The organism is Brevibacillus choshinensis (assembly GCF_001420695.1).
In the GTDB taxonomy this organism is placed as follows: Bacteria; Bacillota; Bacilli; order Brevibacillales; family Brevibacillaceae; genus Brevibacillus; species Brevibacillus choshinensis.
This window is the reverse complement of record NZ_LJJB01000013.1, coordinates 416,302-442,657: the sequence shown is the minus strand read 5'-3', so window position 1 is coordinate 442,657 and position 26,356 is coordinate 416,302. Positions and strand designations below refer to the sequence as shown.

General features: G+C 49.0%; 22 protein-coding genes and 1 pseudogene. 2 read left to right on the top strand and 21 right to left on the bottom strand.

From position 1 onward, the window contains the following. Nucleotides 1–3: 3 nt before the first annotated feature. The 13 genes from AN963_RS22350 to AN963_RS22290 form a co-directional block, all read right to left on the bottom strand. The gene (locus tag AN963_RS22350; protein WP_055746764.1) at nt 4–408 is read right to left on the bottom strand and encodes a VOC family protein; all 405 of its coding nucleotides are present in this window, start codon (nt 406–408) and stop codon (nt 4–6) included. 15 nt (nt 409–423) lie between these two features. Continuing rightward, complete coding sequence (locus AN963_RS22345) at nt 424–1,353, bottom strand: RluA family pseudouridine synthase (RefSeq protein ID WP_055746763.1); 930 nt, start codon at nt 1,351–1,353, stop codon at nt 424–426. A 64-nt stretch (nt 1,354–1,417) separates the two neighbouring features. Further along, complete coding sequence (lspA, locus tag AN963_RS22340; RefSeq protein WP_152985714.1) at nt 1,418–1,873, bottom strand: signal peptidase II; 456 nt, start codon at nt 1,871–1,873, stop codon at nt 1,418–1,420. A gap of 67 nt (nt 1,874–1,940) precedes the next feature. Beyond that, the gene (locus tag AN963_RS22335; RefSeq protein WP_055746761.1) at nt 1,941–2,582 is read right to left on the bottom strand and encodes a serine/threonine protein kinase; all 642 of its coding nucleotides are present in this window, start codon (nt 2,580–2,582) and stop codon (nt 1,941–1,943) included. Nucleotides 2,583–2,691: 109 nt separating this feature from the next. Next, nucleotides 2,692–4,116: a phosphoglucomutase/phosphomannomutase family protein gene (locus AN963_RS22330; protein ID WP_055746760.1), complete on the bottom strand. Its 1,425-nt coding sequence runs from the start codon at nt 4,114–4,116 to the stop codon at nt 2,692–2,694. Nucleotides 4,117–4,133: 17 nt separating this feature from the next. After that, nucleotides 4,134–6,095 carry a glycoside hydrolase family 15 protein gene (locus tag AN963_RS22325; protein WP_055746759.1) on the bottom strand — a complete coding sequence of 654 codons (1,962 nt, stop codon included), beginning with the start codon at nt 6,093–6,095 and terminating at the stop codon, nt 4,134–4,136. A 13-nt stretch (nt 6,096–6,108) separates the two neighbouring features. Next, nucleotides 6,109–8,484 carry a sugar phosphate nucleotidyltransferase gene (locus AN963_RS22320; protein ID WP_055746758.1) on the bottom strand — a complete coding sequence of 792 codons (2,376 nt, stop codon included), beginning with the start codon at nt 8,482–8,484 and terminating at the stop codon, nt 6,109–6,111. Between the two features lie 28 nt (nt 8,485–8,512). Further along, a complete protein-coding gene (locus AN963_RS22315) occupies nt 8,513–11,362 on the bottom strand; it encodes a 1,4-alpha-glucan branching protein domain-containing protein (RefSeq protein WP_055746757.1) in 2,850 nt (949 codons plus the stop codon). A gap of 14 nt (nt 11,363–11,376) precedes the next feature. Beyond that, a complete protein-coding gene (locus AN963_RS22310) occupies nt 11,377–12,021 on the bottom strand; it encodes a DUF4912 domain-containing protein (protein WP_055746756.1) in 645 nt (214 codons plus the stop codon). Nucleotides 12,022–12,426: 405 nt separating this feature from the next. Next, entirely contained in the window at nt 12,427–14,019 is a 1,593-nt protein-coding gene (locus AN963_RS22305; protein WP_055746755.1) for a long-chain-fatty-acid--CoA ligase, read from the bottom strand. Between the two features lie 116 nt (nt 14,020–14,135). After that, on the bottom strand, nt 14,136–14,756 hold the full coding sequence (locus AN963_RS22300) for an FMN-dependent NADH-azoreductase (RefSeq protein ID WP_055746754.1): 621 nt from the start codon (nt 14,754–14,756) through the stop codon (nt 14,136–14,138). A 28-nt stretch (nt 14,757–14,784) separates the two neighbouring features. Beyond that, the gene (locus tag AN963_RS22295) at nt 14,785–16,110 is read right to left on the bottom strand and encodes an MFS transporter (protein WP_055747827.1); all 1,326 of its coding nucleotides are present in this window, start codon (nt 16,108–16,110) and stop codon (nt 14,785–14,787) included. 221 nt (nt 16,111–16,331) lie between these two features. Beyond that, nucleotides 16,332–16,922, bottom strand: coding sequence for a TetR/AcrR family transcriptional regulator (locus tag AN963_RS22290; RefSeq protein ID WP_055746753.1), 591 nt, complete (start codon nt 16,920–16,922; stop codon nt 16,332–16,334). A 192-nt stretch (nt 16,923–17,114) separates the two neighbouring features. Here AN963_RS22290 and AN963_RS22285 point away from each other — a divergent pair, with 192 nt between their 5' ends. Next, a complete protein-coding gene (locus AN963_RS22285) occupies nt 17,115–18,248 on the top strand; it encodes a serine hydrolase domain-containing protein (protein ID WP_055746752.1) in 1,134 nt (377 codons plus the stop codon). Nucleotides 18,249–18,411: 163 nt separating this feature from the next. Here the strand turns inward: AN963_RS22285 and AN963_RS22280 are convergent, their stop codons facing one another. Continuing rightward, nucleotides 18,412–19,398, bottom strand: coding sequence for an LLM class flavin-dependent oxidoreductase (locus AN963_RS22280; protein ID WP_055746751.1), 987 nt, complete (start codon nt 19,396–19,398; stop codon nt 18,412–18,414). A gap of 22 nt (nt 19,399–19,420) precedes the next feature. Then, entirely contained in the window at nt 19,421–19,714 is a 294-nt protein-coding gene (locus tag AN963_RS22275) for a hypothetical protein (RefSeq protein ID WP_055746750.1), read from the bottom strand. Nucleotides 19,715–20,092: 378 nt separating this feature from the next. On the opposite strand from AN963_RS22275, the pseudogene AN963_RS30960 reads away from it, so the two are divergent. Next, nucleotides 20,093–20,167, top strand: a pseudogene (locus AN963_RS30960) (recombinase family protein); the annotation flags it as partial. 134 nt (nt 20,168–20,301) lie between these two features. On the opposite strand, the gene AN963_RS22270 reads toward AN963_RS30960, so the two are convergent. The 6 genes from AN963_RS22270 to AN963_RS22245 form a co-directional block, all read right to left on the bottom strand. Next, nucleotides 20,302–21,087 (bottom strand): DUF4247 domain-containing protein, encoded by a 786-nt coding sequence (locus AN963_RS22270; protein ID WP_055746749.1) that lies wholly within the window; start codon nt 21,085–21,087, stop codon nt 20,302–20,304. A 12-nt stretch (nt 21,088–21,099) separates the two neighbouring features. Then, nucleotides 21,100–21,606 carry a DUF4178 domain-containing protein gene (locus AN963_RS22265; RefSeq protein WP_055746748.1) on the bottom strand — a complete coding sequence of 169 codons (507 nt, stop codon included), beginning with the start codon at nt 21,604–21,606 and terminating at the stop codon, nt 21,100–21,102. Nucleotides 21,607–21,631: 25 nt separating this feature from the next. Further along, nucleotides 21,632–22,036: a DUF350 domain-containing protein gene (locus AN963_RS22260; RefSeq protein WP_055746747.1), complete on the bottom strand. Its 405-nt coding sequence runs from the start codon at nt 22,034–22,036 to the stop codon at nt 21,632–21,634. A 93-nt stretch (nt 22,037–22,129) separates the two neighbouring features. After that, nucleotides 22,130–22,795: a PspA/IM30 family protein gene (locus AN963_RS22255; RefSeq protein ID WP_055746746.1), complete on the bottom strand. Its 666-nt coding sequence runs from the start codon at nt 22,793–22,795 to the stop codon at nt 22,130–22,132. Nucleotides 22,796–22,945: 150 nt separating this feature from the next. Beyond that, on the bottom strand, nt 22,946–25,096 hold the full coding sequence (locus AN963_RS22250) for a DNA topoisomerase III (RefSeq protein WP_055746745.1): 2,151 nt from the start codon (nt 25,094–25,096) through the stop codon (nt 22,946–22,948). A 123-nt stretch (nt 25,097–25,219) separates the two neighbouring features. Then, nucleotides 25,220–26,356, bottom strand: a complete 1,137-nt coding sequence (locus AN963_RS22245) for a DUF2515 family protein (RefSeq protein ID WP_236708058.1) — start codon at nt 26,354–26,356, stop codon at nt 25,220–25,222.

Sequence of the window (26,356 nt, the reverse complement as noted above, 5' to 3'; positions counted from 1 at the left end):
TAGCTACGCGAAGGATACGGCCTGCAGCAACAAATATTGATTTCCATAAAGGTCTGTAAAAACAGCCTCGGTCCCGTACATGACGTCACGTGGCTCACCTAGAAAGGTCACGCCTTTTTGACGAAAGGTTTCGTAGGTGGCATAGAAGTCGTCAGTCTCCCACACCCACATGGGGTTTTTCCCCACTTGGGCCAGCATCTGCTCCGCTACCTCTTCACTGTGCCAGTGAGTTGGATCGTGCAAAACGATTTCCAGCTCCTGATCAGGCAACCCAATGGTGAGCCAACGGGAACCATTGTCCATTCGAGAGTCCATGCGTTTTTCAAAGCCGAGCTTTTCCGTATAAAAACACAGCGCTTCTTCGCAGTCACGCACATACAGCGTCACATGCGCCAGTTTTTTCAACATCCGAACACCCCGTCCTTACGCTTGTTTGAGGAATGAAATGATGTCTGTCAGATCCCCGGGCAGTGGGGCTTCGAATTCCAGGTGCTCGCCCGTCCTCGGATGCGTGAAGCCCAGTGTCTTGGCATGCAACGCTTGACCATCCAGCTCCAGTGTATTCTTCATACCGTATTTAGGGTCGCCCGCCAACGGGTACCCGATGTATTTCATGTGAACGCGAATCTGATGCGTCCGTCCCGTTTCCAGCTTGAGCTCAACCATCGTATACTCTTTGAACCTCTCCAGTACGATAAAATGCGTAACGGCCGGCTTGCTGTTCTCAAATACGACAGCCATTTGCTGACGATTCTTAGGATCGCGTCCAATGGGAGCATCGATGGTACCCATTTCGTGTGGAATCACGCCGTGCACAATCGCTACGTACGTACGATTGACGGTATGCTCCTTTAGCTGTTCCGCAAGACCCATATGAGCCTTGTCATTTTTGGCGACCATCAAGATGCCGGACGTATCTTTGTCAATGCGATGCACGATCCCCGGACGCAATACACCGTTGATACCAGACAAATCCTTGCAGTGCGCGAGAAGTCCATTTACCAGTGTCCCACTGTAATGTCCAGGCGCAGGGTGCACCACCAGACCACGGGGTTTGTTGACGACCACGACATCCGAGTCTTCATACACGATGTCCAAAGACATGGCCTCTGGCTTGATCGCCATTTCCTTTGGTGGTGGGACTCGCAAGGTGATTTCGTCGTCCTCTTGCAGCTTGTAGTTGTTTTTTACGGCTTCTCCATTGACTGTGACGCGACCTTCCTTGATCCACGCCTGTACCTGCGAGCGGGACCAATCCTCATTTTGCTGAGTAATATATTTGTCGATCCGTTCGCTGTTGTCCGTTGAATCTGCCGCCCAATCGTAACGTTCAAATAATTGCGTGTCGTTCATGTAAGTCTCCTCATCAAATTACTGTTAAAACTAACGCTAGTATCATCGAAAATGGTGGTTTCCATTACCGAGAGTTCTTTCTTCCTTCGAGCAATACGTCTAACAGCAAAATCGCAACACCAATCGTAATGGCCATGTCAGCCACGTTGAAAATCGGAAAATTGATCAGCGTAAAGTCGAGGAAATCTACGACCTGACCTGTTGCCACACGGTCGATGAAATTACCGACTGCTCCACCCAATACGAGCGACAGAGCCAGCGACACGCGTGGTTGTTTCTTTCCGATCCGAATGAGGGAATAGACGATCCCGATCACAACCGCAAGCGTGATGACGATAAATAACCAACGTTGATTTTGCAAAATACCAAATGCAGCTCCCATATTCCGATGGGACGTAAGATGAAAAACGTCTGCAATGAGAGGAATCGATTCTCCTCGTTCCATATGTTTGACAACCAGCTGCTTGGTCCACTGATCAAGCGCGATAATGACTGCAGCAATGAGATAATACAATGGGATGTCCTCCTTCGTCTGACTCGATCAGCCTAGCGACACAATGTCAAATGTACATTTTACCACAGTGGTATTACTTGAACAAGCGCCTTCCCTTTTTATACCATCGGTAGCCTTTACGTACGGCATCCAGCACCCAAAGCGGGATTTTCCACCCTCGATCCTTCAAGAATGGGAGGTAAATGCGGTAATACGCCTTACGTAAATCCTTCCATTTGCTGTCTGGAATATTTTTGTAATAATCCGAGACATCAATCAAATATCCCCGTCCTTGATCCATCAGCACGTTTTTCCCGTGAACATCATGGGGAAACAGCCCTTTCCTCCTGGCCTCCGAGAGTGCTTCCTCTACGTCCTCTATGACTTGAGGTAAGATCGGAATCCCAAAACGGATACAGTCAAACAAAGAGATGCCATTGATCCGTTTGAGCACCAGGTAGCCTTCCTCTGAATGATAGCAGATCGGAAAGGAACGGGTCTCTCCCAGTTTGTGATACACCTCTACTTCTTGTTCCCAGCCTGGGCGACCTGGCGCGTACAGCTTGATCACGAGGCTCGGATAGTCAGGATGGGCAAAAACGGCGGCATAATTGCCCGTTCCGACTAATTCCCACGGGTATGGTGTATGCAAGACGACGACAGGATCATCAGGTGATTGGCTTTCGACCTTGACCTCTTGTAAAAAACTTTGCAGTACGTGTTGATCAATACGCATAGGACCTCATCTCTTCTTCGTCAGCGACTTCTACTCTTTTGATTCTAGCAAAAGGCAATTTTAAAAAAAAGAAAGAACCACGCAAATTCAGCGGGTTCTTCTCCATTTCTTACACATTAACCTCTAAAAACCAATCGCGGATGGAGTCTTTCAGCTTTTCTAGGGCGGTTGCACTGGTCGCTTCACAATAAATGCGAATGAGCGGCTCCGTACCGGATGGACGAATCAACACCCACTGCCCGCCGTCTAGTATGAGCTTGATCCCGTCTACTCGATTGACCTCCCGAACTTGGAAAGGTCCAATGTTCGCTGGAGGGTATGTTAGCATCTCGTTCATCCATCGATCCTTTTCCGGAAGCTGAATATCCAGACGTGTATGGAACAACTCGCCAAACAGATCGTACACATCCCGCAAAATCTCGTCAATCCCCTTCTCTTCGACCGCACACATTTCGGCCAGCAGCAAGTTGATCAGGACGCCATCCTTTTCCGGTATGTGACCGAGAATACTCGCGCCCCCACTCTCCTCGCCCCCAATCAAGACGTTCCCTTCCAGCATGTGCTCCCCGATGTATTTAAAGCCTACTGGCGTCTCTACCAATTCCAGTCCATACTCATCGGCCATCCGATCCAACAGATGCGTCGTGGCCACGGTGCGGACGATTCTTCCTGTTAGCTTGCGGTTTTTGATGAGGTGATAGGTCAGGAGCACCAGAACGTCATTGGGAGGAATGTACTGACCGAGGCGGTCTACGACACCGAAGCGATCAGCATCCCCGTCATTTGCTAGCCCGAGTGAAGCGCCACGGCTGATTACTTCATTCTTTAATAGAGTCAGGTGCTTGTCATTCGGCTCAGGCAACCCACCCCCAAACGCTGCATCCGGTGTCTCTCGAATGCCGACGTTTTTAACTCCTGCTTCTGTCAGCAGTCTGCTCACGTATCCCAAGCCCGCTCCGTGCATCGCGTCCACTACGACCTCGAGAGAAGAATGACGCAGCGCCTCCATGTTGACGAGTCTTCGTAAATGAGCTTCGTAGTGGGGACGCAGTACGATTACCTGGAGCATTTTGCGAGCTGTCGCCTCTGCTAGCGACATCGTCCGCACTTCTCCTGACTGCTGAATTCTTGCAATCCATTCTTCTAGCCGTTTCGTAATCGTAGGTGTAGCGGGGCCTGCGTAATGTGGAATGTACTTCATCCCGTTGTATTCGGGCGGATTGTGGCTGGCCGTGATCATGACGGCACCGCTTGCGGCAAAATGTTTGACGCCAAAGGCTACGGCAGGGGTTGGCGCCGCTTCATTTACAAGGTAGGTACGGATTTGATTCGCTGTGAACACACGGACGACTTCCTCGGCGAATCGCCGCCCCAAAAAGCGGGTGTCATGACCGACTAGGATCGCTTGCTCCTGCTGCCCCATTTCTATCGTATAGCAAGCAATCGCCTGTGCGACAACCCGCACGTTTTCCATTGTAAATTCGTCAGCCACAATAGCGCGCCAACCATCCGTGCCGAAACGGATCGCTCCCATCTTCTTCTCCCCTCTCTTTACCGTAGCTCGTTCACTTTCTCCAAATAACGCAATACAGTCGCGACATACGTAGCATGCGACCATGTAAGTGGTGCGACAGATACGGGAGCACCCGTGTACGGATCGAGCTGTTCGGACAGCACCCCGCTTTGCAGCGAATGGCGAACGACCCAGGACAGCCTGCTTTTCGGCTCCTGCAGCTCCTCCAGCGAACGCGCCTTGGCAATCTCCCAATCCGCGACCCACAACGTGCAAATGATCCACGGATTGCCCGGTACCTTAGCTGTGTCGTGCGATTTCTTGAAATAATAGTCTCCCTGGTAACGCGCAAAGCCTCCAACCTCGGTCTCCACGCGCAAACTACGCTTCACGGCTTCCATCGTGCTCGTCACACGAGGATCTTCCACAGGGAGAACGCCCATGGCAAAAACAGAGAACAAACTGCTTTCCACCGTAAAATCCTTTTCCACACGACCATCTTGACGGATGTAGATCCCGCGTAAAAACCTGCCGATTTCCGGATCGTATAGATGGGCAAGCATTGCTTCCCGGATACGCTCAGCACCTTCGTCATAGCGCTTGTAGCGACGATCGTCCCCGAACAACTGAGCGAAACGAGCCGCTGCCTTCAGACCAGCAAAAACAGTCGCACTGGTAAAGGTGAAGATTCCTCTGCGCTCCTCCCACAAGTCATAGCTCGGCTTAGGAAGCTGATAGACGGGGTCTACATATTGGAGTAAAAAGCGTGCAGCTGGACGAACGAGAGTCGGGTACAACGCCTGGCAATCCTCGAGCTGCTTTCCGCTCTTGTACTGCTCCCACAAAGCGTGGAGCACGAGCGCTGTTTCATCCTCTTGAATAGGAAGCTGAACTTCACCATCAACCACGTACGGATGCCAGCTAGAGCCCACGGAACCATCCGGATTGTACTTGTGCAGCAGATACCCTTCTTCGTTTAGTGCATCGGCACAGAAACGGAAAAAGGGAGCGACTGTACCTGTGTAGCCAGCCTTAGCCATCGCGCAGGCGATCAAAGCTCCATCTCGTGGCCACATGTAGCTATAATGATCGCGATTGAACTGGAGGATGTCAGAATCGTTGGCGGCCAAAATCGCCCCATTGTGGTCAATCTGGGTCCGCACTAGCAGCAAGCTGGTCTTGTAAAGTTCAATGACCTCCGCAGGCAAATCAGCAAAATCCCGTTCTTCCTTGTTCACCCAGCGTTGCCAGTATACTCCGACGCGGTTCAGCAATCGTTCCGGGTCACTTTCCAGAACGTATTGATTCAATCCTTTGACGGCATCATAGGAATCGCCTATACACATCCAGTAATCAAGGGACTTTTCCCCTTGTGGTTCGAGCATTAAACGAAAAGAGATCGTGCTATCAACAGACCCCTGCGCGATTGGATTCCCTGAAAGAATGCCATCCTCCGCATCTCGCCAGGTCCCTTCGGCATAGTTGAATCGCTTGATGCCGACACTGTACTGATCGATGCCACCCTCTGGCGTCTTGCCGTTGACCATGATGTACACATTGCGTTTATAGTGGTACACCGTACGCAGCATCGGATCGTAGACGGCGGTATCTCCCACTTCTGTTTCATTGATGCTCAGATCGTGGTTAAAAAACAACCGGACTTCTCGCGCTTCACTGGTAAGGTTACGCACCCGAATTTTCTTCAAATAAATCGGATCTCGCTGATGCACACCGTCTGATATCCGCACAGAGAGGCCCAAGCCTTCATGCTGAGCATGGACGTCTGTCACGAGAGATTCCTTGCTATAACCGAGTGTACGCTTCCACCCGTCCTCATCCAGCCAGGAATATCGCCCCTGTACCCACACGCCCAGCTTGCTGAAGTGTCCACCTACATGATTGAGTTGCCCCACATATGGATAATAGAGATCGCGCATGTGAAGCCTGTCGTCAAAATTGATCAGCAGTCTTCCGTTTCCGACCACGAGCGGTCTCGGCATGCTTTCACGTCCTTTATTGATATTCCGCTATGCGTTTCGCATACGAAGAGGCGAGCGTTACTGCCGTCTCTGCTGTAGCTCCTTGGGAAATGACTTTCACGTGTGAATCTTCCGTATCTGGCAAGATCAGTACCCAGCCATTGGCGTCATACACCTTGATCCCGTCTACCAGCTCTAGCAGTTTCCCTTTGTTTTCTTCCATCATTTTTCGCATCACTTTTCCTTTGGATGCCCACGGGCAAAACACGATCTTTTTCTCCATATGGCAGGCGGGCAAAAGCTCGAGCAGAACACTCAGCGGCTTTTCTTCTCTCGACAGATAGGAAAGAATCCGCAGCAGACTATAGACAGCATCAAACATCGGATGGAAACGTTCTTCTGCGGCTACTTCCATCATCGCTCGTGGGGCTACCTTCGTCCGGACTACTTCCAGCTGCAACAGCTGCGCGAGATGCTCCAGCTCCATAGGGGCACTGACCGGAAGCCCGATTTTGCTGTGGATGCCGCTGCAAGCCAATAGTTGGAGGGCGATAAGCTGCTCAGCTGACAATTTCTCTCCATGGTCTGAGAATAGTGCCAGTTGCTCGCCATTTTTGTCCAGTCGAACTCCGAGGTCCGCGCCGTGCTTGCTGACACCTTCCTGGATTGCACCATAATGTACAGTCACTCCCAGGGAATGAAAGAGGGGCTCCAAAAATGTCGGCATGAACCGCGGCTCGCACTCCACTAGCAATTGGAAGCGCTGGCGTTGAATGCTCGCCACATCGACTCGGTCTGCTAACGCACGCAAATACGCCTCTTGCACTTGGTGCTCCACATGAAGTTCTCCCAAGTGGTGCAACGTACGCACATAGGTCTCCTGCCAATACGCATTTTCAATTTTCCGCTCCATATCCCGCGATACTGGCAAACCATCATGATCGACAAACTGAATGACGATCTCTTTTTCCTCCACCGGCTCTGCCATATAAATATGGATGCCTCCTACGCACTGCAAGCCGCGCACACCATATCGCATCAGTGGCGAATTGCCGATGCCAAAGTCGACCGTATTAATCCCGGACGAGCAGAGACTCGTCATGATGCTGTGCTTGAGCAGCTGGGCAAACGGATGCGAGCATGCCGAGAGTGCAATCCGACTGCCTGCTTGTAGTAAATATGCATAGGAAGCAGCGAGTCTAGTGACGAATTCCGGCGTAATTTCCACATTGCCGATGCCTTTGATCCCATGAGTGCCAAACAAATTTTTCGACTGCTTCGTTCCGTAAATGAGGGAAGTCGTTACGGTAGCACTCTCCCCGATCTCTTTGTCTGGCCATATTTTGACGCCAGCTTTCACTATCGACTTGGACGATAGTCGACAATTGTCACCGATGACGGCCCCTTCCCCCAGCATCACGGACTCACCAATGCGCACATTGCGGCAAAGCGTGGTCCCTGTAATTTCCGTCTTTTTCCCCACCATCGTGTTCTCCCAAATGATCGCCTGAGAGAGCTTCGTACCCGAGGATACAACCGTATTCGTACCGAGAACCGAATAGGCACCTATACCGACACCAGCCTGCAAATGTACATTTTCCCCGATGTAAACGGGCCCTTCCAGCCTCACGGAAGAATCAATCCGCACATGACTCTCCAAGAAGATACGGGGAGCGATTTCTTGCGCTTTGATCTCCAATTGAACTTTGCCGTCCAGCAAATCAAATTGGGCTTGGCGATAGACTTCCAGCGATCCAATATCGGACCAATACCCCTCGGCTTTATACCCGTACATCGGTTTGCCTTCGCGTAGGAAGAAAGGAAACACTTCCTTGCTGAAATCTACTTCCCGATCACTTTCTATATAAGAGAGCACCTCTGGCTCACATACGTACATCCCCGTGTTAACGGTGTCACTGAACACCTCTGCCCAGGTCGGCTTTTCCAAAAAGCGATTAATAAGTCCGTTTTCGTCGGTCATCACTACCCCGAATTCCAAAGGCGTCTCGACTTGTGTCAAAATCAGCGTAGCGAGTGCTTTCCTTTCTTCGTGAAAGCGAATGGCCGCTGATAGATCAATGTCTGTCAACGTGTCGCCGCTGATGACGATAAAGCGCTCGTCGAGAAAATCAGCGCAGTTTTTTACACTGCCTGCCGTTCCGAGGGGAGTCGTCTCATCAAAGTAGACCAGTGACACCCCATATCGCGAGCCATCACCAAATTCATTGCGAATGGCTTCCGGCAAATACTGCAGGGTTACGGCAATTTCCGTAATACCATGCTTTTTTAACAGATCGATTGTGTACTCCATGCAAGGCCGATTTAACAGCGGCACCATCGGTTTTGGAGTGTGGGATGTCAAGGGGCGCAGACGGGTTCCTTTACCGCCAGCCATGATCACTGCCTTCATCTATACTTCCTCCTTCTTGGTTGCTCTTTTATGTGGCAGCCCACATTGTAGCGGTATTCAAAAGTCGATACTGATCAGCCGTCTGCACGGCCAGTTTGGCCCAATCGTAACGGTGTCTTACGTCTTCTTGCGCCTGCTGTGCCAGCTGATGCCGGATCTCTGGATTTTCCAGCAGCCAGCGCAATTGATTCACTAACGATTCCACATCTCCGGTATACATCATTGCTCCATTTTTTCCGTGCCTAACGATTTCTCTCAGCCCTCCGGTATCCGCGACTAGTAGTGGGGTTCCGTATGCCATCGCCTCCAGGGCAACAATCCCGAACGGCTCATACAGACTTGGAAACACGGCCACATCCGCCAAGCGGAACAATTCATTTCTGCGCTTATCATCGACAAAGCCGAGGAACCGCACTTTATCCGAGATCCACATACGCCCTGCCAAGTCTTTTAGCTCATCTGCATGCGGACCCTTTCCCGCCACAACCAATCTCACATCGGGAAACGCCCCGCTTAGACGGGACACTGCCTCAAGCAATAAATGCACGCCTTTTTCTCGTACCAGCCTTCCTACGAAAAAGAGGATCGGACCACTTCCCAAGGCCAGCTCCTGACGAAGATCCACACGTTGGCTCCCCGCTTCCTCAGGCATTTCGACACCATTAAAGATCACACTGATTTTTTCATGAGGTACTCCAAAAAGCCTCCTAACTTCCTCACCCATATAATGACTGCACACGATTACGTGATCGGAGGTGGCCGTCAGCGCACGTTCACATTCGTGAATCCGCTGCTGTAACGGTGTATGGATCCCTTGATTCCGCCCGTGCTCCAAAGCGTGTATCGTGGTGATTAGCGGAGTGGACATACGTTCCTTAAGCTCCATAGCGGCCCATCCAACCAACCAATCATGTGCATGTAGGACATCGACCGTAAGACCGTCCCTTCGCAATTGCTCAGCTGCATCAACCATTGCAAGGTTCAGTTGAAATACCCATTGTAAAAAGTCGCCTTGATCTGTCCGGGCATAGCTGTTCAACCGATGGACATGGATCCCATCGATCATCTCCTGTCTCGCTCCTGAATCTGCTGCCCCTGTGAGGACGTGTACTTCCATCCCTTGTCGAACGAGCTGCCGAGCCAAATCATACACAGCCCGCCCCAGACCACCTACGACATGCGGGGGAAATTCCCAGCTGAGCATCAGCACTTTTCGCTCTGATGGCTCAGACTTGCTCGCCGCTACCATTTGATGCGATACGTTCACTTTATGCGAACGAAATGGCAAATAGTACGACTCATCCATGGTGGGAAAGAGAGGGTATGACGCCTCCATTTCTGCCAATCTTGCATCGTGTAATTGCCCACTCTTCGCCATTCCCAGAAGTTCACGGAAACGAACCAAATGGTCATGAAACCTCCGGACGGCATATTCCACGACCGTCTGACCGTCGAGGATAAAGGCCCAGTCACTGCTCTGCGCCAGCATCAGCTCACGTGCCGCTTGCTTCAAGCAACGGCTGACCCACCTATCCTTGCTTTCCTCTTGCCCTTTTGCGATCTCGCATTGATGGACAGCTGCCACCATTTCGCGCTCCGCCTGGTGCAAATGACGGTACATCCAGCCATTTCGCTCGTTGAGCCAGACTTCGCCATAGCCATTTCGTCCCCATGTGGACATCGGCAGACGAGCACGGTCCTGGTCCGGATATTGCTCCAAGTATTCAGAAGGGGTGATCAATTCCATTTGTTTGGAATCACAAACGGTTTTACGTAACAAAAATTCGAGAAACTGCGGACCTTCATACCACCAGTGTCCAAAGAGCTCCGCGTCATAGGTCGCAACCACGAGCGGCTTACGATCCAGCCATCCAGAAGCCTCTTCGATCTGCTTCTCCCGGTGGTGCAGGAAGTGTCCTGCATGCGAAGCTGCCTTTTCCCTCGCCCATTCAGGTACGTAATAGTCCTTTTGCCCTTCCTTGCCTGTGATACGGTAATACTTCAACCCCGTATTGACGCGAATACCCTCTGGATGAATATAAGGAGCAATATAATCCATTTCTCGATCAAAGCCGATATCCCGATAATATTCGCGATAGTCATAATCGCCTGGATATCCATCAAATGAGCTCCATACTTGTCGGGAAGCCTGATCATCCCGGGCAAATGCTGCTACATCATGAGGGGTATGTAACGGCGCATACAACCCGCGCATCGGAGTGGGAGTCGCATGCCGAATGGTATGGGTGTCGACGAAAAAGTAACGAATGCCCGCTTCCTTCAGCAAACGATCCAGGCCCGGGGTATACCCACACTCGGGCAGCCAAATACCCTGAGGACGTCGACCGAGAATGCGCTCGTGCGTATCGATACCGACCTGCAGCTGTGCGCGTATAGCCTCCTCCGTTTCCACGAAAGGTAGAAACGAATGAGTCGCGGCGCATGTAATCAGCTCCACGCATCCACTCTCCTGCACCTGCTTGAGGGCAGAAATGAGCTGAAAATCGAGCTTGCGGCAGTAGGATGTGATGTCCCGGAAGCGTTCGAGATACATCTTGGCGACGCGATGCTCACGCGGCTCATGCATCGTTCGTTTTACTTCTTTTCCTGCCAGTTCTACAGTCTTGGCGAGGTGTGTTTGAAAACGGGATAAAATGAGTTCATCTTCCAGCATGGATAATAACGTAGGGGAAACAGCAAGGGTCATGCGAAATGCGATGCCGTCCGAAAGAAGCCTGTCGAAGACCATAAGCAATGGAAGATAGGATTCCAGCATGGCTTCGTATACCCAGCGCTCTTCTAGGCAATCGTCCCGATCCCCGTGCCGTACATAAGGCAAATGGGCATGCAACACGAGGGAGAGATAACCGTTATGCACCGTTGACACCTCACTTATTTTTTTGATTTCATGTAGAGGGAATACGAGGAAAAGTTCTCAAACCACGTAGGGGACGTCGAATCTTTCGCTGGCTCAACCAGCGGCTCCCCCCAACTGGCATTTGTATTTCGCGGTGTTTCCACCGGTTCTGAACGAAGAATCGGACAATAACGACCTTGCTCATACAATCCAAAATCGACCAAATACGTGCGGCCAGGCCGTACATCTCGAACATACCAGGACGGAGCGTCTTCCTGCACGAGCACATCCTGGACGCTATGGGCATTATGACCATCAAAGATTCGATCAGTCACATCATAGATACGTAGACATTTTTGAATGTGGCGGTAATCCGCTTGCATATAGGAGGCAACCATCCTCATGCGCGGCCACGTAATCTCCCAGTATACGAACAGAACAGAAGGGCCTTGAGCCATTACCTTGACGAGATCCCTTCCGTAGAACGCCGGCAGCCGCCATTCTCTTTCCTGTCCTCGCTGGGCTTGATTTGGCGTGGAGCTGCGATCACGGTCTTCTGCCAGCTTGGCTTTGTCCTTTTGCAGCTGGTACTTGACCTGCCCGACAGTTAACCCGCATTCTTTTGCAATTTGTGCAATGGACTTCGATTGCGACCGAAGCTCAAGTATTTTTTCCAGCATCGTTGAACGCTCCTTTCCGCCCAATTATCCAGCCATTCGGTGCTGGTAATTCATTTTTGGATTAACACAATGACATCATAGCCAATGCCTAGAACAAAGACTGTCGAATGCTGGATGCACATCCCTTCTTCTTTTGTCGATAAACGATCATGTTTTCGTCACTGAAAAACAAAACTCGAGGTCGTACGAATGGAAATCGCTTTCACAAGTCGAACAACCGTCTATTTTTATCTTACAAACGGGTCATGACCGACATTCATTCCTTTATGAAATATGCGTTACCGATTTTCAAAAAGAGGATGAATGCAAGCGCTGTCTATTTTTCGATCACACCAAAAAGCCGATGCCATTTTCAGATGGGCATCGACTTCTCGTTTATTCTCTATTCGCTTACCTGCTCTCGACTTAGTTCACCAGCTTGCCTTTTTCTTCCCAAAATGGCTGACGCAGCTCAACTTTGCGAATCTTTCCGGAGGCCGTCTTTGGCAGCTCTCTCACGATAGTAAATCCTTTCGGGCATTTGAATGCAGCCATTTTCCCCCGGCAAAAGTTCTCCAGCTCAACTTGATCCAATGCTGTTCCTGGACGAGGGACAACGATGGCATGCGGCACTTCTCCCCACTTCTCATGTGGAACAGAGATTACCGCAGCCTCCAATATTCCGGGATGCTCATACAGCAAGCCTTCGACCTCAATGGAGGAAATATTTTCGCCACCGCTGATAATGATGTCCTTTTTGCGGTCCACGATGTCGATATACCCTTCCACATCGATCGTCGCCATATCGCCTGTATGATACCAGCCGTTCACGATGGCGGCAGCGGTCGCTTCCGGCTGCTTCCAGTATCCTTCCATGACCATGTTGCCGCGAGCGACGACCTCCCCGATGCTCTTGCCGTCTTTTGGCACCTCGTTTTCCTCATCGTCGACGACGCGGATCTCTACATTGTGCATGGGGATGCCCGCCTTTGCTTTCATCCGGAATCGTGTTTCCTCCGTCTCATTCATCAGATGGTGTTTGATAGGAGATACCGTAATCAGTGGCGCGCATTCTGTCATCCCATAGACCTGCAAGAACTCCCACCCCAATTGTTGCTCCACCGCCCGAACAAAAGCGGTTGGCGGTGCCGAGCCTGCAATCACGATTCGTACCGGCGCCGTTGTTTTCTCCTCGTGAAAACGCGGCTCGTTGATGAGCAAGTTCAGGACAGTCGGCGCCATGCAGGCTACCGTCACCCCTTCATTTTTGATCAGAGAATGAATCAGCAGTGGATCAATCTTGCGCAGCATGACGTGCTTGGCACCCACTGCGGTAAAGGAAAACGGGGTCCCCCAGCCATTCACATGAAAGATCGGCAAGGTATGCAACAAGACGTCGCTATCTGTAGCACGTAAATGAAACATCGTGTTTTGCATGTTGAAATACAACGTCCGGTGCGAATGCATGACTCCTTTGGGTTTACCCGTCGTCCCACTTGTATACAAGATCGTGGCCAGATCCGTTTCTTCGATCTCGGTGATGCACGGCTCTGTGCTCTCGTTCGCCAGTAAATTCGAATAAGAGTCCCAGCCTTCCCGCTCGCTTGCCACTCCGTTCACTGGCATCGAGACAAAGCGGGAAACCGTCGTAAGCGACTGCACAATAGACTCTACTAAGTGGATGAGCTCATCATCAGCAAAAAACAGCTTTGCTTCTGCGTGCTCGATGATATATAAATAGTCGTGCGGCAAAAGCCTCGTGTTCAATGGTACGACCACCGCCCCCAATTGAAAGCAGGCGTAAAATAACTGCAGCATCGCAGTGGTATTCGGAGAAAGGACGGCTACGCGATCCCCTTTCTCTACGCCCAGACGCGTCATTGCATGGGCCAATTGATGCACTTCCTCTTGAAACTCGCGATACGTCCAGCGGCGCTCCCCTTCGATGACCGATTCTACATCCGGATAGAGCAAGGCGGCACGACGTAAGGTATCATCCATCCGCAAAGCAACATGCATAGCTATCGTTCCCTTCATCTGGTACTTTACCCATAGACTAGCAAGTTGCTAAGGTGCAGTCAATTCACTTTTCTGAATTAACAGATAAATACCCTTCTTCCCACACATACCCTTGCTTAAAAAGACATGGCAGTCTGTTTGGCTTTCTGCAGCCCTTCGGCAATGATCCTTTCACTCTGCTCCCGATATTGGTGGTGACCTTCTACCACTACTTCTGTAATATCGGTTATCCCGAAAAACTGCAGATGGTTGCGGACAAAACGAATGGCCATTTCAGCTGAATTCCCTTTCTCATAGATCCCACCCCGAGCGTTCAGCAGTGCCACTTTTTTCGTGGGGAGCAGACCTTTTGCTCCTTCTGCACTATATCGAAACGTCACTCCTGGCCGATGGAGATAGTCGAGATACGTATGCAAGATGCTAGGAACTGTCAAATTCCAGAACGGAAAGGCGATCACCACTTTGTCTGCGTCTACAAACTGTTTCAAGTGCCGATTGACGATCGCATGCTCAAATTTCTCCTGTTCCGTTAGCGGTAACCCTTGAGAAGCCTTGTAATTTCCACTGATCATCGCATTTCCCAGATAAGGCATGGGCTCAGTGTACAAATCCAGCTCAATCACCTGATCATTCGGATGGTGCACCCGATAACTGTTTAAGAATGCCTCATACAGCTTTACACTTACCGATTGCTCCACGGGTCGATTATTTGCTTTTACAAATAAAGTTGTTGTCATTTTCTTACCCTCCTGAATGTGTTTTGCCTTACTGGTTTGCCTGCACACTAGCCCCACTCATTTTCACAAACTGGACGTGGTAAAAGATCAATAGGGCTGCCTGTAAAATCGCGAGGACGAAAAAGATGTTGCTGTACATGATCCCGTCTCCATACCCATTAGCCAGATTGAGTTTCTTGACCGTCCCTAGATCCAACAGACTGCTGTACACGGCTGATGCCACGGCGAACATGATGAAATTGGTCATCTGCAAGATTCCGATGCCGATCCCGACCTGCTCCTTTGGCAAAATCGCTGAAATCGTATTGGACATCGCAATGGCCAAGCACATCTGGCCAACGTTCCCAAAGATCAAAAAGGCGGAAATGAACAAGGGTGATGTCCCAATGAAGGTAGAAAGCAATACGAAACTAATTAAAAGCAAGCCGGAAGCGATCGTGAAGATGTATGCACTTCCTCGTCGGTCCACAAGCTTTCCGGCCTTCCTCCCGAATAATGCCTGAGTCATAGCAGCTGGCACCATCACTAGACCGACCCAGCCTGGTGAGAGCTGCTGCACATGGGTTAACAGCAAAGGACTGAGAAAGCTGAGAGATACGACGCTTCCGCTAATCAGCAGCATGATCAAGATTCCGAACGTATAACTCTTGTTACGAAAAAGCCGAGGCTGGATAAACGGATCATCGACGTTACCGATCCATTTGATAAACACTCCCAAAATGCAAATGCCCACTGCAAACATCCATAGACTATGGCTGGTCAGACTGAGGACGAGCAAAACAACTGTTGCACTCAGCAGGCCTCCCCCCATCCAATCCACTTTCGCCGGGGTGCTCGGTTCATCTCCCAGATAGGTTCGGTAGAAAGGCAACAGGATCAACACGAACAGTGGGATGCTAAACAACCAGCGCCAATGAGCGAAGTTGAGAATGAAGGCAGATATAACAGGTCCGAGTACACCGCCCAATGCTAGGCCGACCATGACCGTCCCGATTGCAGAGCCTCTTCGATCAGGCGACATGTAACGGACGGGAATTAGCCCAGCTGTAGCAGGAATAGCGGCTGCCCCCATTGCCTGCAAGCTTCTCCCTACGAGCACCATCCAGAACGTTTGCGAAAATAAGCCAACAAGCGAGCCCGCTGCAAACAAAAATAAGCCGAAGGTCACCAGCGATTTGAGTCTGACACTGTCTGCCAGCTTCCCGTAAATGACGGTCCCGATTGCGTAGATAACCATGTAGAGAGATGATACCCAACTGGTTTGTGCCAACGTCAGGTCAAATTGCTCACGGATGGAAGGGAGAGCTAAATTGAACATCATGGCACTCATCGAAGAGACCGTCATGGTAAACATCAAGACGAGAATAAGTTTTTGTCCATTTGGCTGGGTACCTACACTTGTCGTAGCCACTTTCGACCACCCTCCTAAGACTGTGAAAACGTCTTGTAAAATGAATTCTACAATCGATTTTTCATAAACAAAAATATATTCTTCTACATCTATACATACACTGAAATGTATGAATCGGCGGACATGGTATGTCAGTACTGACTGACATACTGTTAGTAAAAAAACTAGGGAGTTAACGCCCTAGCAAAAATACCTACGCTCTCTTCCACAACTTCATTCAGTGTAATGTCCGGGAAGTTTCCCTCCGCTTCCAGGTTGTTCATAAAAATCCCGAAATTCAGCATCAGAAACGTGAATGCTTGCAGTTTTGGATTCGTTGGGAGCAGCTTTCCTTTCTCAGACATGACGGTGAAATAATTTGTTAAGATCTCCATCAATTGCTGAGGGTGCTTCTGTGTCCTTGTACGAAAGCCTGGCAGGTTCCTGTCTTCTTTAATACTGATCATAATCATTTTCCGGTTCCGGTTCATGATGTCGTGGTACATTCGACTGATTAGGAGCAAGTCTGCATGAAGCTCCCAGACCAGCTTTTCGCTAAACAGCTGTTTCATTTCTTCTGTATAGTGAAACCGGTCAAATGCTGACGCGAGCAGGTTTTGCTTGCTACCGAAATGACGGAATAGCGTCTTCTCACTCAATCCGGCCGCTGTAGCAATTTCCTGAGTCGTCACCCCGTTGTATCCTCTCTCGGCGACGAGATCGATCGCGGCTAGCAGGAGCCTGTCACTACTGCTTATCTTGTCGTTGCTGCTCATCACTTACTTCCCTCCTTTCCCATTGGACTGTCAGTACTTACTGACACTCATCTTATTCCAGATACTTCCTCCTGTCAATTCCCAATTTCTAAGGCTTGTCTACCCTATGGATGAATTGAGTGAGACTCGTTTTTTCCCTTTCCAATTGCATCCGAGCATCTTTATGATGAAGGAATCAAGGAGGCGAAGATCATGTCAACTGAATCCCCACAAGCCCAAATCCAACAATGGCTGGATGAGTGGTCTGCGAGCCGTGATGGCTGTGGACTACAAGTAGCTGCTTACTTGCGCGGTGTGCAGGTAATCAACGCTTGTTCGGGTACGGCCGATCCCTTTTCCAAAACGCCAGTTTCAGAGGACACGCTCTTTATCGCTCAGTCCTGCACAAAAGGAGTTACGGCGACGGTCATTCATCTGCTCGTCCAGCAAGGCAAGCTTTCCTACGACGACAAGGTGGCCCAATACTGGCCAGAATTTGCGGCAAATGGCAAAGACAGCATTACGATCCATCATGTGCTCTGTCATACGGCAGGTATCCCGCTCATGCCCGAACATACCGACATGGCTTTGATATGCGACTGGAACTCTATGATTCGCGAGATCGAACAATTGACCCCCATTTGGGAACCGGGTAGCAAATCGGGTTATCACGGTCTCACATTTGGATGGATCTTGGGGGAGACGGCAGCCCGCGCAGATGGCCGTCCTTTCGCTCGCATCGTCCAAGAGGAAATCTGCAAACCTTTAGGGATCGAAAACGAGCTTTACTTTGGAGCTCCCCCGGAAGCAGAATCCCGAATTGCCAAAATAAGCGGAAAGGAACTGCCTATTGCCCTACTACCGGATGATCATCTGATGAAAAAGGTACTGCCTTTGCGTGTCGTGCCCATCCGTAATCCCGAATGGAATGAACCAATGTTTCATCAAGCAGTTATTCCTGCGGTCAATGGCATTCTGACAGCAAATGCGCTTGCTCGTATGTATGCCTCTCTGTTCGGCGATGGGGTTGATGGCATGCGAATCCTGAATCCAACTCACCTACAAGAGGCAACCCATTTGCAAGTGGATCAACGGGATGAAATCATGCAGGCAAAAACTAGCCTTTCCCTCGGCTATGTTCTCGGAAACGCTGATAACGCAGATGCAATGGGAGGGAAGCCACATGCTTTTGGATATACCGGCATCGGGGGAATGATCGGTTTTGCTGATCCCGTGAATGAATTCTCCTTTGCCATCCTTACCAATCGCATGACGAATGCGCGCGATGCTCAGGCAACAGATACATGGTTTGCAAATAAGGTCAGAGAACTGCTGCATCTTCAATAAATGGACAATAGGAGGGGTACCGCCAACAATTCGGAAATTTTGTACGCTATGCGATTTTTTACAAAGAAAAAGCCGATTTCCTGTACGCTAAGGAAAAATCGGCTTTTCTCATTTATTCAGCTATTAACCCCTTTTTTGAAGTGTACTTCGTCCTATCAATTTTTCACGTACAAGCAGGAATTACATACTTACCAAATAAGTCTAAGGATGAAAGAACTTTATGATGTTCTAATCCACCAAAATTCATTACTGCCATACAGTTCGTAACACCTATTTCACGGTAGGACTGAATTTGTTTAATAACTTCATCAGGACTTCCAATTACCGGATTAAAATTCTGTTTAAGGACTTCATATGAGATATCTTTCCCATGCGGGGTATTCATAAATAATTGATAAGGCACTTTTGCATTTGATTCAGCTTCTGCAAATGTTTCACCAACATGAACATGGAAGGCAACGGGAATCTCTAATTGATCTGGATTACCGTGTCCTGATTTCTGATATACATTTTTGTATGTTTCAATCAGTTTTGCTAATTCATCTCGTGATTTGCTAAATCCAAGCCCCATGAAATTGCTTCCCATACTGGCAACATGTGTAGCACCAATTTCACTAAAGGCCGCAATCCAATGAGGGGGAAATGGGGCTTGGATTGGCTGGACGTTAATCTTAATTTCTTTGTATTGAAAAAAGTTCCCTTGATGAGAAAATGGCTTACCTGACCACGCTTTACGTAACACTTCTAGAGACTCGTTAAATCGTAGAGCTTTATCCTCCAATGAAATATTATAGCCATCAAATTCCCTATGATCATATCCACTACCTAACCCTAAATCTAACCTCCCATTCGATAAAAGATCGACAACTGCATAATCCTCAGCAATGCGCAAAGGATTGTGTAATGGAAGTACTGAGACACCCACGCCAAGACGAATTCTATCTGTCCTTTGAGATACCGCAGCGAGAATAACAGCTGGAGAGGGACTAATACCAAAATCTGAAAAATGATGCTCTGTAAACCATACCCCATCAAAATTCATTTCTTCAGCCCGAACGGCTTGTTCCAATACCTCGTTGTAGAATTGTCTGGGTGTTCGGGATGATTGATTTGGGTAATGGTCAAATATCGTTAATGTACTAAATTTCATTTAATCTCAACTCCAAGGCATTTTATTTATCTTTTTCTGAATCAATCCACCGATGACTTATTTCTAAACCATAATTCATGCCGTAAACTTCTTTTATAGTTTTAATCTTTTCAAGACTCTCCTGACTAAACACAGGTTGATTTTCAAAAGCACGAAGAACAATTATTTCAAGAAGATCGCCTAGTGAAATATCATGATATTCTGCCATCGCTTTCAAAACTTTTACCATTCTTTTCTCCATCCTAATGCCAGTTTGCACGCGCTCTACTTTAATTTTTTGATCTTCTCCACTAGTTTGATCCTTATGTTGTTCCATATTTCCTCATCCTCTTTTCTCAGAGTCATCAGCTTGTTATCTTTGTACCCATGTACCATTATAACAATATAACGTATGTTTTCGATATTATTTTTTTAGCTCCTTAACAGAATATATAATTTTGCGATATACGAATCTTATTTTGTTGGTTGTAATATACTTCTCAACTTTTATTAAACTACTCTACATCCTTAGTTCAACAAATCAGTTCTATTAACGGAACATTTTTGGGGCTTTGTGACTCGTAGTTAAAAACGATTCAAAATACAATGTTCTTCAGTCCCAAAACCCATACCCAAATACAAAGGTTATATATTTTCAGTAATGACCCTTTACGGTACTATTGTTGTAATTATTTTTCCACTTGGGGGGATAAAAGTGATATTCGGATATGCTCGTGTAAGTACAGAAGATCAAAATTTAGATATGCAGATAGATGCTCTCAATAGCTATGTTGGTATCACCATACTTTTTTAGTTCTATTGATAAAAGAAAATGGCTCCTCAATTTTTTTTGCATTCCGATTTACAAAAAGAAAAGACACGTCAAAGGCTCGTTCTCCTTTGTCGTGTCTTTTCTCATACGTATTATCTCCGCTTCGTAATTCGGCCATATCCACCCGTCTTCGTGCGAGGGGGTGAGTTGCTCTTCGGTGAAGAAAAGATCGAGGAGCGCTTCGGTGTGACTGAGCCACTAGAACTGGATGAATTACTGCTGGAATTTCGGATGATTTTTCCGGAACTGTTCTTGGACGGCTCCACCTGCTTTTTGAGGATATTACCGTCGGAGCCTACTGAGGAATCCGTGTTTTTCGAAGTGCTTCCTCGTTTGATAATGCTTCCTTTTCCCGCTGTCGTAATGGGCGGAGCAACTTTCTTCTCATCAGCGGAAGGTACATGGTACGTTCCTGTTGGCTTGTAGATATCCTTGTTCGAGTAGCCGCGATAGCTGCCTTTTTTGTGTCCATCGAACAAATCGTCGAGTACGCTAGCCAGGATATAGCCTTGCAAGAACGAGGAATCGTAGTTATTGCGCACGTATTCTTTGGTATCTACCTCGATGAGTGTATCTGTAGGCTTAGCGGTATCTTGCTGGATGTGATAGATCTCATTTGGATAGACGAGAAACATGTGCTCCGCGTCTTCTTTGGAAATCTCATCCGGCTGGTTTTGATCCGCGAGCTCTTTTGCTACTACTGGTACCGTCTTGTTTTCTGCACGATAGATCCGAGAGGTTTGGCCCTTATCCTTGGAAGAGACCGACTCTAACGGATACGTTTCCCCTACCGACGGACTGCCGCATCCAGCCAAGGTCAGCAGGAACAAGGCGGGAACCAGCAACAGCTTAATTGATTTGAACCATTGGTGTGGCATTCCACATCCTCCTTACGTCCCGCGTAAGACCTGCACGTCCGCCGGAAGAACGGTCTCTCCCTCGTACAGCATAAACCGGCCATCCTGCCATTCAATTCGCAGCAACTGTCGCTGATCCGATTGATAATGCCAGATATATTGCTCACCGGATGCCTGGAAAGGCGTTTTCCCCATCACATTGACCTTTCCCGTGTACTGTTCCTCCAAATGGTAAGTGATGTCTTCCATTTCAATGGTACTCGGTACTTCATCCACCGATTCCAGGCGGCCATCAATGGCACTGTACAGGTGATAAACCGTCTGCTCCCGTTCTTCGATATAGAAGTAACGCATGGTTCTCCCATCCTGGAGCGTGAGCATCGTAGCGTGTCGACTGTGATTGACCGCCTTTCCCGTCACCTGATAAGTCACGAGCGACACCTCGACGACATCTCCGGGTCCTACCGTCAGGATGCTTTTTTCCTGAACAGGGGGTTCAGGCTTGGCAAATATATTTTGAATCCGTTTGAACAAACTCATGGTCGTACTCCCCTCCTGCCTGAATCTACAGGCATGCAGCCAGGATCAGGGCACCAACGATATGGAAGGACCCTGCCAACAGTGCATGTGCGACTTTTCCTTGTTTGACCCCTTCCTCCAGATCGAATCCAGCTCCGACACGAAACACGATTTCCACGATTCTTTCCAGAAGGAACAAAATGATGAATGATACCACGGATGCCAGCAAGGCCGTCCACAAGTCATTGGCGTTCAGAATCGATTGAGAAAGGATGTATCCTTGCGCGAAAAGCTTCATCACAAAACGGGTCGTGACCGCCAAATTGCCGTTTTTCATTTCGGTCATATCCTTGTATTTCGTAAACAAGGAGTCTATCCACATCAGTACAAACAGCAATAGCGCCCCTGCACCGGCCCATACCAGCATGGCTAATACTTCTACCCATGTCACCGTCTAATTCCCCCTAAATAACAATCCGTATCGATAATTCGTACTCCACACGAACTCACGGTGGAGAAAAAAAGGGGAACCGCTTTTAGCGGTTTACCCCTCATATTTTTTCATCAACGCAGCGAGTTCGTCCTCGACCTGCTGATCTTTGTTCAGCTTGGAAATTTCTTCATCCAACGATTTTTCCTTTTTGTAGACTTCGCCGCTGGCCTCTGCTTCTGCCTCCATCTGGAGCGCTTTGTCTTCCATGCGTTTCAAGCCTGACATCGCCGAGTTGGAATCGAAACCTGCCATCGCCTGATTGATCGTTTTTTGAGCTTTGGCTGCATTTACGCGGGCAACCAAAGTCTCGCGTTTGTTTTTCAGCTCAGTCACCTGTTTTTTCATCTCGGCCAGCTTATCTCGCAAGCCGTCTGCAGCCGCTTTGTTTTTCTCGTAAGCGTCTTTGTATTCGTTCATTTTTTGCTCGGCTGCTTTCTTTTCTTCCAAAGCGCGACGTGCAAGATCGATATTTTTCGCTTGAGCAGCTACGTGAGCCTGTTCTTCCCGCTTTTTCACCAATGCTTCCTGCTCTTCATACAGGACTTTGAATTTCTTTTCCAGTGCGATCTGAGCAGCGACCGCTTTTTCCGCTTCTTCCAGGTCCTCTTGCATATCACGCAGGTATTGGTCGGTCATTTTAATTGGATCTTCTGCCTTTTCGATGAGGGCATACAGATTGGACATCGTCAAATCACGCAGTCTTTTAAAGATGGACATGGAATTTCCTCCTTGAGTACGTTAGGTAGATGAACGGCTGTTTTCATGAGCCGAACCTCTCTATACATGTATCTACGTTAGTTAATCAAGTAAGTTTCAAAGTTATGACGGTGATTTTTTAAAAACCATTGGTAACTTGACCATTGCTTGTCATTCACGGTGCACCTTTGCCTTTTTCTCCTGCTCATCCCAGAGAAGATAGGCATCGAATTTGTCTTTGCCCTTTTGGAATCCTTTGATTAAATTGCTCTTTCCGGTCTCCATCACTTTTTTGACCATCGCCGCTGAAATTTTCTTGCCCATGATCGTTTTGGATACCGTCACATTGCACTGGCCTGTCTTGTAATTGGCACAGCCATAAAACTCTCCCTTGTCGACCAGATCGCCGCCACATGCCTTGCAGATGGCTACTTTGGTTCCAAGCGAAAACTTGGATGTCTGCTTAGGTATAGATGACACATCGTAGCTTTCCAGCTTCCACTCGCGGGACTGTTCCACCGCATCCTCGACGATTTTGTGGGACAGCTTACGGACCTGCTCCATAAAAGCCTGTGCAGATGCTTCACCTTGGCCGATCTGACCCAGTCTCTGCTCCCAGCGCGCAGTCATCTCCGGTGACGCCAAAATCTTGTCCCCGATCACATCGATCAGGAGTGTTCCTTTTTGCGTAGCAAAGACTTGGTTTTTGCGTACCTCGATGTACTTACGCTCTTTTAACATATTGATGATTCCCGCTCGAGTCGCTTCGGTGCCGAGGCCCTCTGTCTTCATCAGGACTTTCTCCAGCTCCTGATTATCCAAATGCTTGCCGGCGGTCTTCATCAGCGTGATTAACTGGCCTTCGGTATAACGCTTGGGCGGCTGTGTTTTGCTTTCCTTTGCCTCCACCTTGCGCACTTTTCCTGTATCGCCTTTTGCCAGCGGTGGCAGAATGGACTCTTTGTCTTCCTTTTCTTCATCAAACAGCACTTCTCGCCAACCAGCCCGAATCTGTACTTTTCCTTTGCTGACAAAAACAGCGCGTCCATCGACCAGAGTCGTGAGTGTCGTGTAGTCAAACAAGGCACTTTCGTGATGAGCCGCGATGAGACGTCGAGCGACGAGATCGTAGATTTTCCGCTCGTCATCGGGTAGTCGAGAGAGGTTGGGTACCTGCTCCGTGGGAATAATCGCGTAGTGATCCGTTACCTTTTTCTGGTTGACGTACCGGCGATCCTGCGCGATCGAAGCTTTCGGAGTCGGAAAGCTCGACTGGTAGTCAGGCTGCTTGGACAGTTTGGCCAAAATCTCTGGAAAGGTCTTGGCTTCTTCTGCTGTGACAAAGGATGAATCCGAGCGCGGGTAGGACAAGATTCCCTTTACATATAGCTTTTGCGCGATCTCTAAAGTCTTTTGAGGCGAGTACTTAAACAGCTTGTTTGCCGTCGCCTGCAGGGATGAGAGGTTGAACAAATACGGCGGCAAAAACTCTTTGCGCTCCGTTTCGACCTCTTGTACTTGTGCCGGCTTGTCTTTGCAAAATGCGGCGATTCGCTCCGCCAATGCTGGATCGTTGATACGCGATTCCCCATCATTATGCCAGACACCATCGTAACGCTTCTTGTCCACCTCGAAGGTAGCCTTTACTTCCCAAAACGGCTCCGGCTTGAACGCCGCGATTTCCTTTTCCCGCTTCACCACGAGTGCCAATGTAGGGGTCTGCACTCGTCCCGCTGAAAACACGTCGCTAATCCCTTTTTGTTTTAGCAAAATCGTGTACACGCGTGAGGCATTCATCCCGATGAGCCAATCGGCACAGGAGCGACTGTACGCTTCAAAGTAAAGATTGCGGGTCTCGGTCTCATCAAGCATAGACTCAAAGCCTGCGGTCACAGATTTCTCCGTCAAAGACGAGATCCAGAGACGTTTCATCGGTTTGTGGACACCGCTTTGCTCTACGATTGTTCGAACGATCAACTCCCCCTCACGCCCCGCATCGCCTGCATGAATGATGCCTTTCACGTCCGAGCGCTTTAGCAATTGCTTGATGATCCCGAACTGCTTGGCTTTGGAGCGCATCACCTGATGGCGAAACGTTTCCGGAATGAGCGGCAGCGTCTGGATCGACCATTTCTTCCATGCGGGATTATACGCTTCAGGGGGGACCAGCTCACAAACGTGGCCGACTGCCCAGGTGAAGAAGGCACCTTTGGGAAACAAACGATTAGGATGCACTTCGAGATAGCCCTGCTGTTTTCTATGTGGAAACGGACTGGCCAACTTCATCGCCTGGTCCGGTTTTTCTGCAATGACGACTTTCATCCACTTTCTACTCCCTATCTGTTGCGAGTATTTCTGCGATTATGGGGAAACAAAACATTCGTTCCCTTCCCTATTTTACTACATCCTTAGCCGAAAGAAGAGGAAATCATTTCCTAATGGTTCTCAAGTCCCAAAGATTTTTCCGCGTGCGATGACAGCAAGCTCGATTTTTTCCAGCGTGCGACAGTAAACTTCTCCCATATGAGAAGGCGCACTCATTTCCCGAATCCGCAGGAATGACAGGACACTTCGATCTCGATACCAGTCACGCTCTATTGGCAAAGCCTGCTCGACCCGCTTCCATGCATGCTGCAATTCCGGGGAATAAATCCTCTTCGCGCCGGGCTTGAGCTGACAGCCCTCCACTCTTTTTTGATACGGCTTGCCTGGGACGCTTTCTTTTACGTCATGAAAAAGATGCGGCCAAAAATCTTTTCGCGAGCCGGTATGCGGTTGTCGTGATACCCAACCCAGAACACTCTCGAGAATGGACAAATCACGAAATAATAGAGCGTACAATCGTTTTCCCAAAGAAATTCGCTCTGTAAGCGAAGCAAAATGGGAGACGTTCTCTCCGACCAGTCGCAGCGGTTGCACGTCCCCCTCACAAGGAAACAAAATCTGGTTGAGCGAGAGCAACTCCTGAAACGTAAAGGGCAGAGTGCCGAGCACCGATTTTTGATAGATTTCATCCTTCATGACCTGCTCTTCCAGATGCTGCTGCTCGTTGATGATCAGTCCGACCGCCAGAAGCTCACGATCCCCCGCTTTCCAAAACTGGTTCCAGATCGCTTGCGTAAACACGGACACCTGAAAATGAGGAAGGAGGTGAAAAAGGTTGGTCTGCTGACGCGCACTTTCTTCATACAGTAGTAATTGAGGGTAGGCGTCTCGAAATATCAGCCAGTTGCCCCGCTCAAGAAACAGGAAATAGTCTTTTTGTACTTGAGGAGTAAGTAAGCGAGGGAGTAGCTCTCCTCGCAAATCCGTCATGCTCCAGCCCGCGTTTCTGGAAACCAGATGAGCCAACAGCGCCCAGTGAATATCGGTATGCTTCTGGTAATATTCCATATACGCACGGGTTCTTTCTACGTTGTCACCATTTCGCAGGTTTGTCTGTTCCCAGATGTGCTCCACGAGTTCTCGCTCGCCCGAAGATAGCGAAGTCGCTTTGGATACATCCTTTTCTCTGGCTATGACCTGCTTGATTTCTTTGGCAAGGGACTGAAGAGGCGGATCGATCATCCATGACAATCCCAA